This is a genomic window from Delftia acidovorans SPH-1 (assembly GCF_000018665.1).
Taxonomy (GTDB): domain Bacteria; phylum Pseudomonadota; class Gammaproteobacteria; order Burkholderiales; family Burkholderiaceae_C; genus Comamonas; species Comamonas acidovorans.
This window is the reverse complement of record NC_010002.1, coordinates 201,544-215,552: the sequence shown is the minus strand read 5'-3', so window position 1 is coordinate 215,552 and position 14,009 is coordinate 201,544. Positions and strand designations below refer to the sequence as shown.

Genomic DNA, 14,009 nt, shown 5'->3' with positions numbered 1-14,009 from the left:
CAATCCTCGCCAGCAGGCCAGGCCTGGTGACTCCCGATCAACAATGGCCGGCCCCGGCCCCGCAAAGAATGCCGAGATGGACCTGAACCTGTGCCGCGTCTTCATCGACATCGCCGAGGCCAAGAGCCTCACGCGGGCGGCCGAGCGCGGCGGCATGACGCGCTCCAACGTCTCGCGCCGGCTGCGTGCGCTGGAGACCGAGATGGGTGCGCAGCTGCTGCGCCGCACCACGCGCAATGTGGAGCTCACCCAGGCCGGCCAGCTGCTGTACCGGCGCTGCCTGGCCATGATGGAGGAGCTGCAGCGCGCCCGCGATGCCATCCACCAGTTGCGCTCCACCGTGAGCGGCGAGGTGGGCGTGCGCGTGCCCACCGGCTTCGGGCATTTCTATCTCAAGCCGCTGATCCTGGGCTTTTGCCGGGAGCATCCCGACATCCGCCTGCGCCTGCTGATCAACGACCAGATGGCCGACCTCGTGGCCTCCAAGGTCGATCTGGCGGTGCAGATCACCTCCGCGCCGCTGGACGATCTGGTGGCCACGCGGCTGTGCGATGTGCGCTGGAACTTCGTGGCCACGCCCGCCTGCCTGCAGGCGCTGGAGCAGTCGCTGGGCCGGCCCCTGCGCGCGCCTGCCGACCTGCTGCAGGCCCGCCTCATCCTGCCGCTGGCCATGGGCGGCAGGCTGGCCTGGCTTACAGGCAGCGGCGACGATGGCGTCTCCGCTGCCCTCGATGTGCTGCCCTCGCTGCAATCGGGCGACTACCGCCTGCTGTACGACGCCGTGCTGGACGGCCTGGGCCTGGCCCTGCTCCCGGACTACGTGACCTCGGCCGCACTGGCCGGCGGCACCCTGGTGGCCGTGCTGGACCAGGTGGTGTTCTCCGGCCTGGGCAATGCCATGTACCTGGTGCGCATGCCCGACCGCCAGCCCACCATGGCGGCCCGCGCCTTCCAGCAGTTCCTGCGCGAGGCCATCGTCACCGCCGCGCCCAGCTGGCAGGCGGGCGCCGAAGAGGCGGGCGCGGACCTGTCTTCCTAGGACGTCCTAACAGCCGGCAAACCCCGGCTTAGGCAAAAGCAGATTCCCAAGAAGCGCCTGCGTGCGCACCATTGCCTGCATGTCCGGCGCAGACCGGGCGCGCCGCCGTGCAGGCCACGGCAGCGCTTCATTCATTTTTTGCAGGAGACATGCACATGCCCGCCCAACACCGCCGCAAGGCCCTGGCCACCCTGGCCCATGCCCCGCTTCTGGCGTCCCTGGTGGCCGCCCTAGCCACCCTCCCCGCCGCCGCGCAGGACGCGCAGCCCGTGCGCCTCATCGTGGGCTACTCGGCCGGCGGCCCCGTGGACCAGGGCGCCCGCCTGCTCAGCGTGGCGCTGACCAAGGAGCTGGGCGCCTCGGTGGTGGTGGAGAACAAGCCCGGCGCCAACGCCACCATGGCCGGCAGCGAGGTCGTGCGCGCCAGGCCCGATGGCCTCACGCTGTGGTTCGCGGCCAGCCCCACCATCACCATCAGCCCCAACGTGATGAGCAAGATGTCCTTCGACCCGGCCCGTGACCTCACGCCCGTGGCGCCCGTGCTCAGCTACTACAACGTGCTGGTGGTCAACAACAACGAGCCCTACAAGACCACGGCCGAGCTCGTGGCCTATGCCAAGGCCCATCCGCAAAAGCTCAACTACGGCTCGGCCGGCGTGGGCGGCTCCAACCACCTGGGCGCGCTGCTGTTCGCGCGGCGCAGCGGCATCGAGATGAACCACATCCCCTACAAGGGCAACGCACCGGCCATGACCGACGTGATCGGCGGCCAGCTGAGCATGATGCTGGACATCATCAGCACCGCCAGCACCTACATCCAGAGCGGCAAGGTGCGCGCCGTGGCCGTGACCTCGCCGCAGCGCAATGCCTCGCTGCCCGATGTGCCCACCTTTGCCGAGTCCGGCATCGAAGGCCTCAAGGGCTTCGACGTGGGCGGCTGGTATGGCGTCTACGGCCCCAAGGGCATGTCGCCCGAACTCGTGGCCCGCCTGAACAAGTCCATCAACGCCGCCCTGGCCCAGCCGGAGCTGCGCAAGCGCCTCAAGGAACTGGGCTACGAAGAGTGGACCGGCGCCCCCCAGAAACTGGCCGAGCGCGGTGCCAAGGAGCGCGCGATGTGGGCCACCGTCACGCAAGGCATTGTGGTGGACTGAGGGATACGCGGAGCATGAATCAACGAATACACCATCTGCTGGACCGCTGGCTGGCCGAAGCGCCGCAGCGTCCCTTCATCCACCTGCCCGACGGCAGCAGCCTGAGCTTTGCCGACCTGGGCGCGCTGGCGGACACGGCCGAGGCCGAGTTGCGCGCGCTGCAGGTGCGGCCCGGCGACCGCGTGCTGGTCGTGGCCGAGAACTGCCCCGAGCATGCGGCGCTGATCCTGGCCTGCAGCCGCGTGGGCGCCTGGTCCTGCGGCGTGAACGCGCGCATGGCGCCTGGCGAGATCGATGCCTTTGCGGCCAAGGCCGATGCGCGCGTGGTGTATTTCACCTCGGCCGCATCGGACAGCGCCAGCGGCCACGCACGGCGCTTTGGCGCAGGCGACTCGGCCCTGGCCGGCATGCAGCACAGCCCCGTGCGCGCGCAGGCCGTGGCCGAATCCGGCGCGCTGCAGGACGAGGTGGCAGCGCTGATCTTCACCTCGGGCACCACGGGCACGCCCAAGGGCGTGATGGTGGGGCATGACGCGCTGACGCTGTTCGCGCGCGTCTCGGCCGCATCGCGCGGCCTGGGTCCGCAGGACCGCAGCTACGCCTTCGTGCCCATGACCCACATCTTCGGGCTGGGCACGGTGCTGCTGGCCTCGCTGCATGCGGGCGCGCAGATGGTGATGCGCCCGCAGTTCGACCCCGCCGATCTTCTGGGAGCGCTGGCCCGCCACGGCATCTCCCAGCTGCAGGGGCCGCCTGCGCTGTACGCGCGCCTGCTGGCCTATCTGCAGGAGCAGGGCATTGCCCACCCGCAGGCGCCTGCGCTGCGCTATGTCTATACCGGCGCCGGCCCGCTGGACCTGACGCTGAAAAAGCGCGTGGAGGCCGCCTTCGGCCGGGCGCTGCACCATGGCTACGGCCTGTCGGAATACGCAGGGTCGGTCCACCTCACACGACAGGGCGAGCAGCGGCCCGACACCAGCGCGGGCTACGTGGTGGAAGGCGCCGAGGTGCGCGCCGTGGACCCGGCCACGGGCCGCAGCCTGCCGGTGGGCGAGCGCGGCGAGCTGTGGATACGCGGGCGCGGCCTGATGCACGGCTACTTCCGCGATGACCAGGCCACGGCCGCCGTGATGCGCGAGGGCGGCTGGTACGCCAGCGGCGACCTGGGCGAGCTGCATGCCGACGGCGCGCTCTTCGTGGTGGGGCGGCTCAAGGAAATGATCATCCGCTCGGGCTTCAACGTCTATCCGGCAGAGGTGGAACTGGCGCTCAACGAGCTGCCCGGCGTGCAGCGCAGCGCCGTGGTCGGGCGGCCCGAGGGCGATGGCAACGAGGAGGTCATCGCCTTTGTCGAGCTGCAGCCCGGCGCCACGCTGGACAGCGCCGCAGCACGCTCCCACCTGCGCGAACGGCTGGCGCCCTACAAGCTGCCCGCCCGCATCGTGCCCCTGTCCGAGCTGCCCACCAGCCCCAACGGCAAGGTGCTCAAGCGCCTGCTGCAGGAACAGGCGCTGCGCGTTTCCTGAGCCCGGGCCGCCCAGCAGTTGCGCCGGCCACCGCTGCCGGTGCAACCTTTGCCTTGCCCTGCCCCTTCCCTGCCCCAAGCCCGGATGTGCGCACGCGCCACTGCCTTCCGGAACCGGCCTCTGCAGCATGGATGCAACACCCCTACATTGCGCATCCGCAGGCCTTGCACCCCATTCATCATGATGTAAAACTATGGCACTCAATGTTTCAATAGTTTTGACAAATTCCGTATTTTTTCGCCTGCCTTGGCCTTGGCTGCAGTTACCGGATCCATCGTGAGATGCATCCCGGCGTGTCGGCCCGGATCTGCACAGGGCATGCATCCTCTCCCCCGCAACCCTATGAATCAAGCCCATGAAAAGAATCCTCAGCCTGTTTCTCGGAGGTATTTTCCTGGTCGCTGCCAGCCTGGTTCATGCGGCCTGGCCAGACCGGCAGATCACGCTGGTTGTACCTTTCCCGGCAGGCGGTGGCACTGATGTCGTGGGGCGCATCATCGCCAAGGAGCTTGCACAACGCCTGCGCGTCAACGTGGTGGTGGAAAACCGCCCTGGCGCCTCGGGCAACATCGGCGCGCGCCAGGTCTCCAAGGCCCGTCCCGATGGATATACGCTGCTGATCTGCACCACGGCCCAGACCATCTCGGGCGCGCTGTACACGCAGGCCGGGTATGACGTGGTCAACGACCTGGAAGCCATCTCCACCATCAACGACAGTCCCCTGGTGCTCATCACACGCCCGGGCCTGCAGCTGTCGTCGGTGCAGGACCTGATCGAGCTGGCGCGGCGCAGCCCCGGCAAGCTGACCTATGCCACGCCGGGCTATGGCAGCGCGGGCCACATGGCGGCCGAGGCCCTGAGCCTGGCCGCCGACATACGCATGCTGCACATCCCCTACCAGGGCGCCGCGCCCATGATGGCCGACCTGGTCAGCGGCCAGGTCGATATCGCCTTCGACCTGCTGATCACGGCCAAGCAGTATGTGAGCCAGGGCAAGGTCAATCGCGTGGGCGTGGCCACGCGCGAGCGCTCGCCCCTCATGCCCGACTGGCAGACGCTCAGCGAGCAAAGCCCGGCCCGGCTCGGCAATTTCAACGAGACCGCATGGAATGTGCTCATGGCACCCAAGGGCACGCCGGCCGCGATAGTGAACGCCATCAATGCACAGATGAAAAATATCCTGGCCGATGAAAAGGTGCAGCGCAAATTCATGGAGCTTGGCAGCATTCCCCTTTGGAAATCCGTGGGCGGCACCAAGGCATTCGTATCCGACGACGCCAGAAAATGGAGAAAGGTGGTCAGTGATGCCGGCATCGCGAAAATCTGAAATACCCCCTTCGCCGCAGAAACTGGCAGGGCCCGATGTCAATGCGCTGCACGAATTGCTCAATGCGCTGAAAAAGCACGGCATCGACATCCCCTTCGAGCGGCTGGGCCCCATCCTGGCGGAGCACCAGCTGCTGATGGAGCACCGCGGCCTCGTCAACGAACTGGCGCATGAGGCGGGTCCCTCGCACATCCACACCACCATTTCCCGTCAGAGCAACCATGCGCGGCAGTCCTGAACTTTCCATACGGCAGATGGCCAGCGCGCTGCGCGCCGGCAAGACCACCTCGGAGCTGCTGACCCGGTCGGCGCTGGGACGCATCCGCGCCATGGACATCGACATCCATGCCTTCACCAATCTCGATGCCAGCGGTGCCATGGAGGCTGCGCGCAGCGCAGACATGGCACGCGCCGAAAGCGCCGACCTGCCGCTGCTCCACGGCATTGCCGTGGCCATCAAGGACGTCTACGACGTGGCCGGCCTGCCGACCACCTGCCAGTCCTGGCTGAGCCTGGACTATGTGCCCGAGGAGGATTCCACGCCGGTGCGGCGCCTGCGCGATGCCGGCGCCGTCATCCTGGGCAAGCTGGCAACGCACGAGTTCGCCATCGGCGCGCCCAGCCCCGACCTGCCCTTTCCCGCGGCCCGCAATCCCTGGGACCTGGCCCATATCCCGGGCGGATCGTCATCGGGCTCGGGCGCCGCCATTGCGGCGGGCTTCACGCGGCTGGCCCTGGGCACCTGCACGGGCGGCTCCATCCTCATACCGGCCGCATGGTGCGGCGCCGTGGGGCTGAAACCCACCTACGGCCGCGTCTCCAAGCACGGCGTGTTTCCGCTGGCCTGGACGCTGGACCACTGCGGCCCGCTGTCGCGCAGCGTGGAGGATGCGGCCATCGCGCTGCAGGTGCTGGCCGGTCACGACCCGCTGGACCCGGCCAGCTCCACCGAACCCGTGGACGACTACTGCACGGGGCTTGAGCAGGGCGTGAAGGGCCTGACCATCGGCGTGCCGCAGGACCACTTCCAGTCGTCGCCCCAGGCGTCGCCCACGTTCCTGTCGGCCTTCGACCGCACGGCCGCGCTGCTGGCCGAGGCCGGCGCCCGTCCCATCCACGTGAGCCTGCCCCACAGCCAGCAGTTCCTGGCGGCCGGCCGCGTCATCCTCAGTGCCGAGATGTTCACCATCCATGCGCAGGACCTGCGCTCGCGCCCGCTGGACTATGGCGAGCTCACGGCGGCGCGGCTGCTGCTGGGCGCCACCGTGTCCTCGGAGGACTACCTGAACGCCCTGCGCGTGCGCCGCATGCTGGCGGCCCGCGTGGACGCGGCACTGGACCGCTGCGACGTGCTGCTGACCGCCATCACCCTGGATACGGCGCCGCGCTTCGATCCCATGCCGCATTTCCGCCACTGGCCGGTGCAGACCCATGCCTTCAACGTGACCGGGCACCCGGCCATCAGCGTGCCGGTCGGCCTGTCGCCGCAAGGCCTGCCGCTGGCCGTGCAGGTGGTGGGTCGCTACTTCGACGAGGCCCGCATCCTGCAGGTGGCCCGTGCCATCGAGCGGCTGACCGGCTGGGAAAACCAGCTGCTGCCCGACGGCACCTGACCGCCGTGCTTGGCTTGGACACAGCCGCAGCAGCAGCCCCGGTCCGCGCTGATCAGCCTGACCTCAGGCATCCATGCGGATGATCTGGCGTATGGCCTCGCCACGCGCCAGGCGGTCGAAGCCCTCGTTGATCTGGTCCAGCGTCAGGTGGCCGGTGACCAGGCGGTCCACGGGCAGCCTGCCGGCCGCATGCAGGGCCAGGTAGCGGTCGATGTCGCGGCGCGGCACGCAGCTGCCCATGTAGCAGCCCTTGAGCGTGCGCTCCTCGGCCACCAGGTGCCAGACCGGCAGGCTGATCGCCTGGGCGCTGGAAGGCAGGCCCGCCGTCACGGTCTGGCCGCCGCGCCGCGTGATGCGGTAGGCCATCTCCAGTGCCTTGGCCGATCCCACCATCTCGAAGGCATGGTCCACGCCGCCGCCTGTCAGCTCGCGCACCTGCTTGACGGCATCCTCGTCGCCAGCGTTGACGATATCGGTGGCGCCGAATTCGCGCGCCATGGCCAGCTTGTCGGCATTGAGGTCCACGGCCACCACGCGGGCCGCGCCCGCCGCCGCCGCGCCCATCACCGAGGACAGGCCCACGCCGCCCAGCCCCACCACGGCCACGCTCTGGCCGGGGCTCACTCTGGCGGTATTGGCCACCGCGCCCACGCCGGTCATCACGGCGCAGCCGAACAGCGCGGCCAGCTCCAGCGGCACCGACTTGTCGATGCGGTGCACGCCGCGGCGCGAGAGCACGGCATGCTCGGCAAAGGCCGAGACGCCGACGAAGTGCGAGATGGGCTGGCCATTGCGCGACAGCCGCCTGGCGCCCGACAGCAGGGTGCCCGCCACGCCGGCCTGGCCTGCGGGCTCGCACAGCACGGGCCGGCCTTCGGCGCAGGGCTGGCAGTTGCCGCAGCCGGGCACGAAGAGCATGACCACGTGGTCGCCCACCTCCAGGTCGGTCACACCCTCGCCCAGCGCCTGGATCACGCCTGCGGCCTCGTGGCCGAGCACGATGGGCGTGTCGCGCGGACGGTCGCCGTTGATGATGGACAGGTCGGAGTGGCACACGCCTGCGGCGGCCACCTTGACCAGCACCTCGCCGGGGCCGGGCGGCGCCAGGTCCACCTCCCAGATCTCCAGCGGGCGGCTGTCGGCATAGGGCGCGGCTGCGCCCGTTCTCGTGAGTACGGCGGCGCGTGTCTTCATGATGTCTTCACCAGCTTGCAGCTGCTCTTGGACAGCGGGCGGAAGGCCTCGTCACCGGGGATGGTGGAGAGCACCTTGTAGTAGTCCCAGGGGTATCTGGATTCCTCGGGCTTCTTGATATGCACAAGGTACATGTCGTGCACCATGCGGCCGTCCTCGCGCACCTTGCCGTTCTGGGCGAAGAAGTCCTCGATGGGCATCTGCTTGAGCTGGCGCGCCACCGCGTTGCCGTCGTCGCCCCTGGTGGCCTGCACGGCCTTGAGGTAGTTGGTGACGGCCGAGTAGGCGCCCGCATGGATCATGGAGGGCATCTTCTTCATCTTCTCGAAGAAGCGCCGCGACCAGGCGCGCGTGGCCTCGGTGCGGTCCCAGTAAAAGCCCGTGGTCAGCACCATGCCCTGGCCGTAGCGCAGGCCCAGCGCATGCACGTCGTTGATGAACAGCAGGCTGGGCACCAGGGTCTGCCTGGGCGCGATGCCGAACTCGTGCGCGGCCTTGATCGCGTTGACCGTGTCGCTGGTGGCATTGGCCAGGTTGATCACCGAGGCCTTGGACGCCTGGGCCTGCAGCAGGAAGGACGAGAAATCACTGGCGTTGAGCGGATGGAAGGTGGTGCCCACCAGCTTGCCACCGCCTTCCTTGAGGAAGTCGGTCACGTTGGCCGTCATGGCCTTGCCGAAGGCATAGTCCACGCCCAGGATGAACCAGTCCTTCTTGCCCTGGGCCAGGATGCCGCGCACCGCGCCATTGGCCAGCGCATAGCTGTCGTAGGTGTAGTGGATGGCCGTGGGCGCGCAGTGCTCGTTGGTGAGGATGTCCGAGGCGCCGCCGGTGTTGATCACCATCTTGCCGCGCTCGCGCGCCAGGTTGTTGACGGCGATGGCGACGGCCGTGTTGTTGATGTCCACGATCAGGTCCACGCCGTCGCGGTCGAACCAGGTGCGCGCATGGGTGGCGCCCACGTCGGCCTTGTTCTGGTGGTCGGCCCAGACCACCTCGATCTTCTTGCCCAGCACCTGGCCGCCGAAGTCGGCCACGGCCATCTTCGCGGCCTCGACGGAGCCGCGCCCCGCCGTGTCCGCGTACAGGCCCGACATGTCGCTGAGCACTCCGATGCGCACCACATCGTCCGATATCTGCTGCGCCTGCGCCGCCGCCGTCCACAGCAGGCCGGCGCCCAGCGCGCAGCCGGCAGCGCGCGCCTTGGTCAAGCCGCCTCGCATCAAGCCTTTCCGCATATCCGTCTCCTTGTCTCGGGGTTGTTTTTCTGGATACCGGAGGCAAGCCTAAGCAGGCCATAGCGGCCCGGCTATGCGCGATTGCGAAAGGCGGGGTTGCAGCGCTGCGAAGCCGGGTTTGTCCCGACTCCGGCCCGCCGCCGCGCTCAGTCCGCCTGGATGCCGGCCACCTTGACCACCTGGGCCCATTTGCGCAGCTCGCTGCTCAGGCGCTCGCGCATCTGCTGCTGGGTGCCGGGGTCGGCCTCGGCGCCCGCCGTCAGCAGGCGCTGGCGCACGGCGGCATCGCGCAGCGCGGTGTTGAAGTCGGCGTTGATGCGCGCCAGCACGGCGGGCGGTGTGCGGGCCGGCGCAAACAGCGCGGCCCAGGAATAGGCCTCGTACTCGGGCAGGCCCGACTCGGCAATGGTGGGCACCTCGGGCAGCATGGCCGAGCGCTGGCGGCTGGCCACGCCCAGCACCTTGATGCGGCCGGACTTGATGTGCTGCAGCGCGCTGGGCGCATCGGCAAACATCAGCTGCACCTGGCCGCCCAGCAGGTCGTTCATGGCCGGCGCGCTGCCCTTGTAGGGAATGTGCTGCAGCTTGATGCCTGCATGCATGTTGAAAAGCTCGCCAGCCAGGTGCGTGCCGCCGCCATTGCCCGAGGAGCCGAAGCTCAGGCCATTGCCGGACTTGGCCAGCGCGATCAGCTCGCGCACATTGCTGGCGGGCACCGAGGGATGGGCCACCAGGAAGACCGGGAACATGGCCGCAAAGCTCACGGGCGCGAAGTCGCGCTCTATGTCGTAGGTCATCTTCGGCTGCAGCGCCGGGTTCACCGCATGGTGGATGGAGCCCACGAACAGCGTGTAGCCGTCGGCAGGCTCCTTGGCCGCAAGGGCCGCGCCCACCATGCCGCCGGCGCCCGCACGGTTGTCCACCAGGTTGGGCTGCTGCCAGATCTCGCCCAGCTTCTGGGTGAAGGCGCGCGCCGTGGTGTCCACGGGACCGCCGGGCGGAAAGGGCACGATGAAGCGCACGGGCCGCGTGGGCCAGGCATCGGCCGCATGGGCCACCCGGGCTGCGGGAAGCAGGCTGCTGGCAGCCAGCGCGCCGCCGGCGGACAGCAGGCGGCGGCGCTGCGACGAAAAGGAAGACGGGCAAGAGGATGGGAGGGAAGACGGGGGCATGGCGAAACTCCGGGCAACGGGCGGCGGCTTGCCGCGCGGCCCATTCTGGGCAAGCCGGCCTGCGCCGTGTTTCGCGAATGTGGAAGGCGCGCTTCCAGGGCTCCCAAGCGGTGGAAACCCTGGGAAGCGGCCCACTCCGATGCAGCCTAGTGGCTGATCATCCAGGGCCGCCGCGAGGGCGCGGACTTTGCGCCGTTGGGTGCCGTCACCGTGGCGCTGCGCCGCCCCGATCCGCAGCAGCCGCAGCCTGCCGGGTGCTTGAAGCGCGCATAGCCATGGTCATAGTCGCGCGAGCTGGCGGGCTCGTGGCGCGCGCGCTCGTTGGTGTCCATGGCGCGGCGCGTGCCGTCGGCCATCAGCGCCAGCCGGGGCGCGGCGGCCAGCACGCGCGCGGACGCCGTGCCGCAGCCGGGGCAGGCCGCGGGCTCGTCGCGCAGGCGCAGCGGCCGCAGGGCCTCGAAGCCGCCGCATTGCACGCAGTCATAGTCGTAGGTGGGCATGGGCGGACTCCTTGGCGTCAGCGCAGGTCGGGGGACAGGGGCATGTCGATGCTGCCGTCGAACTGGACGACCGGCCCTGCGGCGTTGGGGTTGATGTCGAAGTCGAAGATGCCCGTGGGCAGCCACAGCGTGGCGCAGGAGTTGGGCACGTCCACCACGCCGCTGATATGGCCCTGCACGGGCGCCGTGCCCAGGATGGAATACGCCTGGGCGCCGCTGTAGCCGAATTTCTTCAGGTATTCGATGGCGTTCAGGCAGGCCTGGCGGTAGGCCACGTTGACATCCAGGTAGTGCTGCCTGCCGCTCTCGTCCACCGAGATGCCCTCGAAGATCAGGTAGTCGTCATAGCGCGGCGTGATGGGGCTGGGCTTGAAGATGGGGTTCTTGATGCCGTACTTGGCCATGCCGCCCTTGATCAGCGAGACCTTCATGTGCACCCAGCCCGCCATCTCGATGGCGCCGCAGAAGGTGATCTCGCCATCGCCCTGGCTGAAGTGCAGGTCGCCCACGCTCAGGCCGGCGCCATCCACATAGACGGGGAAGAACACCTTGGCGCCGCGCGACAGATCCTTGATGTCGCAGTTGCCGCCGTGCTCGCGCGGCGGCACGGTGCGCGCGCCTTCGGCGGCGGCCTTGTCGCGGGCCTCGCCGCGCATCTGGCCCATGTGGGCCGTGCCGGCCGACGGCGGGTTGGCCAGGCCGGGCACGCGGTCGGGGTCGGTGGCGATGAGGGCGCGCTCGCGCTCGTTCCACATCTCCAGCATGGGCCGGTCAGGCAGGCAGCCGATGAGGCCGGGATGGATGAGGCCGGGGAAGTTCACGCCCGGGATATGGCGCGAGCTGGTGAACATGCCCTTGAAGTCCCAGATCGATTTCTGGGCCGAGGGGAAATGGTCGGTCAGGAAGCCGCCGCCATTGTTTTTGGAGAAAAAGCCGTTGAAGCCCCAGAGGCTGTCGGGCTTGGCGCCTATGTCCAGCAGGTCCACCACCAGCAGGTCGCCGGGCTGGGCGCCCTTCACGCCCACGGGTCCGGACAGGTAGTGCACCGTGGTCAGGTCGATGTCGCGCACATCGTCGGCGCTGTCGTTGTTCTTGATGAAGCCGCCGGTCCAGTCGTAGGTCTCCAGGATGAAGTCGTCGCCGGGCTGGACCCAGCAGGCCATGGGAATGTCCGGGTGCCAGCGGTTGTGGACTCTTTCGTTGTCGGTGGGCGGGCGGTTCAGGTCCACCTTGATCAGCGTATCCGTCATGTGCAAAAACCTCCTGGGTGGGTGGGGATCGACAGCGGAGAACGGGCCGGGGTGCGGCGCGCCATTGCCGGCCTTCCTGTGGCGCCACGCTGTGCCAAAGCAGCGGCGCGCCCTCGGTGCGCCGGCAGGCGGCGCAGGGCGGGTATGAAGAAAAGGCCGGGAATGCATAAACACCATAGCAGCCGTGCCCGCCGGCCCGCCTAGGCAGCAACCCTGGGTTGACAGCCGGGCGCCGGCACTGGTGAAGCCACCCTTCCAGATTGGCGAATTGAAGCGGCCCCGCGATGCGGGCATGCTGGCGGACAGCCGCTGCGCCCGCGTGCCGGGTGCAGCGCCAAGAACACCGAGAACGGAGACACCGCCCATGCACCTGAGCGCACAGACCCACTACCAGGCCGAACTCGATGCCGGCCGCTTCTGCATACAGCAGTGCACGCAATGCACGCGCCATGTCTTCACCCCGCGCGAGCTGTGCCCGCACTGCGGCGCCAGCCCGCTGCGCTGGGTGCGCGCCAGCGGCCAGGGCACGGTCTACTCCACCAGCACCGTCGCGCGCAAGAGCGATGCCGGTGGCGACTACAACGTGGCCCTGATCGACCTGGACGAAGGCGTGCGCATGATGGGCCGCGTCGAAGGCATTGCGCCGGCCGACGTGCGCATAGGCCAGCGCGTGAGCGCCCATGTGGCGAGCAAGGACGGACGCGGCCTGGTGCTGTTCCAGCCCGCGCTCGGACAGGCGGCACAGGGATCGCAGGGAGGTGCAGCATGAGCGCCCGCATCCCCCAATCCACCCTGGACGCCGCCGCCGTGAACCGCCCGCTGCGCGGGCGCGTGGCCATTGCCGGCGCCGCCACCTATGGCTGCGGCGAGGCACCCGGCATGGACGACATGACCCTGCTGGTGCGCGCCGCCCATGCGGCCGTGGCCGATGCGGGCCTGACCATGCAGGACATCGACGGCCTGGCCACCTGCAGCGTCAACGCCAGCATGTGGACCATGCCCGTGATCGAGCACCTGGGCATCAACCCCACCTATGTGGACGGCACGATGATCGGCGGCAGCAGCTTCATCGCCCACCTGCTGCCCGCCATCCGCGCGCTGGAGGCCGGCCAGTGCAAGGCCGTGCTGGTGTGCTACGGCAGCGCCCAGCGCTCGGCCACCTTCGGCCGCAAGGAAGGCCAGGCGGCGCGGCGTTTCCTGGACCCGCAGCCCTACGAGTTCCCCTACGAGCCCGTGCTGCCCGTGACCGCCTATGCGCTGGCGGCCGCGCGCCACATGCACGAGTTCGGCACCACGCGCGAGCAACTGGCCGAGGTGGCCGTGGCCGCGCGTGCCTGGGCCCAGCTCAACCCCGAAGCCTTCATGCGCGACCCGCTGACCATCGAGGACGTGCTCTCGGCCCGCCCCATCGCCAGCCCCTTGAGCGTGCGCGACTGCTGCCTGGTGACGGACGGCGCGGGCGCCATCGTGCTGGTGCGCGGCGAGCGCGCCCGCGACCTGCCGCGCCCCCCCGTCTACGTGCTGGGCAATGCCACCGCCATCTGGAACCGCCAGATCTCCTGCATGCCCGACCTGACCACCACGGCCGCCGCGCAGTCTGGCGCCCAGGCCTTTGCCATGGCCGGGCTCACCGCTGCCGACATGGACATGGCCCAGGTCTACGACGCCTTCACCATCAACACCCTGCTGTTCCTGGAGGACCTGGGCTTTTGCGCCAAGGGCGAGGGCGGCGCCTTCGTGTCCAAGGGCGGCATCGCGCCCGGCGGGCGGCTGGCCGTCAACACCAACGGCGGCGGCCTGTCCTGCGTGCACCCGGGCATGTACGGCATCTTTGCGCTGATCGAGGCCGTGCGCCAGCTGCGCGGCGAGGCCGGCCAGCGCCAGCTGGGACGCCACCGCACGGCCGTGGTCCATGGCAATGGCGGCACGCTATCCAGCCAATCCACGGCGGTGCTGGGAACCGCCGAAACCCTCTGAACCGCACAGGAAGCACACC

General features: G+C 69.1%; 13 protein-coding genes. 8 read left to right on the top strand and 5 right to left on the bottom strand.

Annotated features, from left to right (window positions below; all coding sequences use genetic code 11):
- The first annotated feature begins 43 nt into the window (after nt 1-43).
- From DACI_RS00940 to DACI_RS00915, 6 genes are all read left to right on the top strand, one after another.
- Nucleotides 44-1,039: a LysR family transcriptional regulator gene (locus DACI_RS00940; protein WP_043780260.1), complete on the top strand. Its 996-nt coding sequence runs from the start codon at nt 44-46 to the stop codon at nt 1,037-1,039.
- A 155-nt stretch (nt 1,040-1,194) separates the two neighbouring features.
- Complete coding sequence (locus DACI_RS00935; RefSeq protein ID WP_012202126.1) at nt 1,195-2,193, top strand: Bug family tripartite tricarboxylate transporter substrate binding protein; 999 nt, start codon at nt 1,195-1,197, stop codon at nt 2,191-2,193.
- 14 nt (nt 2,194-2,207) lie between these two features.
- A complete protein-coding gene (locus DACI_RS00930) occupies nt 2,208-3,719 on the top strand; it encodes a class I adenylate-forming enzyme family protein (protein WP_012202125.1) in 1,512 nt (503 codons plus the stop codon).
- Nucleotides 3,720-4,074: 355 nt separating this feature from the next.
- On the top strand, nt 4,075-5,046 hold the full coding sequence (locus tag DACI_RS00925) for a tripartite tricarboxylate transporter substrate binding protein (protein ID WP_012202124.1): 972 nt from the start codon (nt 4,075-4,077) through the stop codon (nt 5,044-5,046).
- Nucleotides 5,024-5,284, top strand: coding sequence for a hypothetical protein (locus DACI_RS00920; protein ID WP_013800077.1), 261 nt, complete (start codon nt 5,024-5,026; stop codon nt 5,282-5,284). Before DACI_RS00925 ends, DACI_RS00920 begins: the two co-directional genes overlap by 23 nt.
- On the top strand, nt 5,268-6,659 hold the full coding sequence (locus tag DACI_RS00915) for an amidase (RefSeq protein ID WP_043780257.1): 1,392 nt from the start codon (nt 5,268-5,270) through the stop codon (nt 6,657-6,659). Before DACI_RS00920 ends, DACI_RS00915 begins: the two co-directional genes overlap by 17 nt.
- 63 nt (nt 6,660-6,722) lie before the next feature.
- On the opposite strand, the gene DACI_RS00910 is transcribed toward DACI_RS00915, so the two are convergent.
- From DACI_RS00910 to fmdA, 5 genes are all read right to left on the bottom strand, one after another.
- Nucleotides 6,723-7,853, bottom strand: a complete 1,131-nt coding sequence (locus tag DACI_RS00910) for a zinc-dependent alcohol dehydrogenase family protein (protein WP_012202122.1) — start codon at nt 7,851-7,853, stop codon at nt 6,723-6,725.
- A complete protein-coding gene (locus tag DACI_RS00905; protein ID WP_012202121.1) occupies nt 7,850-9,091 on the bottom strand; it encodes an ABC transporter substrate-binding protein in 1,242 nt (413 codons plus the stop codon). Before DACI_RS00905 ends, DACI_RS00910 begins: the two co-directional genes overlap by 4 nt.
- Before the next feature lie 146 nt (nt 9,092-9,237).
- Nucleotides 9,238-10,263: a tripartite tricarboxylate transporter substrate binding protein gene (locus DACI_RS00900; RefSeq protein WP_012202120.1), complete on the bottom strand. Its 1,026-nt coding sequence runs from the start codon at nt 10,261-10,263 to the stop codon at nt 9,238-9,240.
- A gap of 146 nt (nt 10,264-10,409) precedes the next feature.
- On the bottom strand, nt 10,410-10,763 hold the full coding sequence (locus tag DACI_RS00895; RefSeq protein WP_012202119.1) for a zinc ribbon domain-containing protein: 354 nt from the start codon (nt 10,761-10,763) through the stop codon (nt 10,410-10,412).
- 17 nt (nt 10,764-10,780) lie between these two features.
- Nucleotides 10,781-12,013 carry a formamidase gene (fmdA, locus tag DACI_RS00890; RefSeq protein WP_012202118.1) on the bottom strand — a complete coding sequence of 411 codons (1,233 nt, stop codon included), beginning with the start codon at nt 12,011-12,013 and terminating at the stop codon, nt 10,781-10,783.
- Nucleotides 12,014-12,377: 364 nt separating this feature from the next.
- Between fmdA and DACI_RS00885 the strand changes: the two genes are divergently transcribed.
- Together DACI_RS00885 and DACI_RS00880 are read left to right on the top strand one after the other, a co-directional pair.
- Nucleotides 12,378-12,782 carry a Zn-ribbon domain-containing OB-fold protein gene (locus tag DACI_RS00885; protein ID WP_012202117.1) on the top strand — a complete coding sequence of 135 codons (405 nt, stop codon included), beginning with the start codon at nt 12,378-12,380 and terminating at the stop codon, nt 12,780-12,782.
- Nucleotides 12,779-13,990, top strand: a complete 1,212-nt coding sequence (locus DACI_RS00880; RefSeq protein WP_012202116.1) for a thiolase — start codon at nt 12,779-12,781, stop codon at nt 13,988-13,990. Before DACI_RS00885 ends, DACI_RS00880 begins: the two co-directional genes overlap by 4 nt.
- Nucleotides 13,991-14,009 lie beyond the last annotated feature (19 nt).

What these genes read in the sequence shown, in the direction of transcription:
- DACI_RS00900 (WP_012202120.1), bottom strand. Translation starts at nt 10,263, where the DNA reads ATGCCCCCGTCTTCCCTCCCATCCTCTTGCCCGTCTTCCTTTTCGTCG.
- DACI_RS00935 (WP_012202126.1), top strand. Translation starts at nt 1,195, where the DNA reads ATGCCCGCCCAACACCGCCGCAAGGCCCTGGCCACCCTGGCCCATGCC.
- DACI_RS00920 (WP_013800077.1), top strand. Translation starts at nt 5,024, where the DNA reads ATGCCGGCATCGCGAAAATCTGAAATACCCCCTTCGCCGCAGAAACTG.
- DACI_RS00940 (WP_043780260.1), top strand. Translation starts at nt 44, where the DNA reads ATGGCCGGCCCCGGCCCCGCAAAGAATGCCGAGATGGACCTGAACCTG.
- DACI_RS00895 (WP_012202119.1), bottom strand. Translation starts at nt 10,763, where the DNA reads ATGCCCACCTACGACTATGACTGCGTGCAATGCGGCGGCTTCGAGGCC.
- DACI_RS00905 (WP_012202121.1), bottom strand. Translation starts at nt 9,091, where the DNA reads ATGCGGAAAGGCTTGATGCGAGGCGGCTTGACCAAGGCGCGCGCTGCC.
- DACI_RS00880 (WP_012202116.1), top strand. Translation starts at nt 12,779, where the DNA reads ATGAGCGCCCGCATCCCCCAATCCACCCTGGACGCCGCCGCCGTGAAC.
- fmdA (WP_012202118.1), bottom strand. Translation starts at nt 12,013, where the DNA reads ATGACGGATACGCTGATCAAGGTGGACCTGAACCGCCCGCCCACCGAC.
- DACI_RS00910 (WP_012202122.1), bottom strand. Translation starts at nt 7,853, where the DNA reads ATGAAGACACGCGCCGCCGTACTCACGAGAACGGGCGCAGCCGCGCCC.
- DACI_RS00925 (WP_012202124.1), top strand. Translation starts at nt 4,075, where the DNA reads ATGAAAAGAATCCTCAGCCTGTTTCTCGGAGGTATTTTCCTGGTCGCT.
- DACI_RS00885 (WP_012202117.1), top strand. Translation starts at nt 12,378, where the DNA reads ATGCACCTGAGCGCACAGACCCACTACCAGGCCGAACTCGATGCCGGC.
- DACI_RS00930 (WP_012202125.1), top strand. Translation starts at nt 2,208, where the DNA reads ATGAATCAACGAATACACCATCTGCTGGACCGCTGGCTGGCCGAAGCG.
- DACI_RS00915 (WP_043780257.1), top strand. Translation starts at nt 5,268, where the DNA reads ATGCGCGGCAGTCCTGAACTTTCCATACGGCAGATGGCCAGCGCGCTG.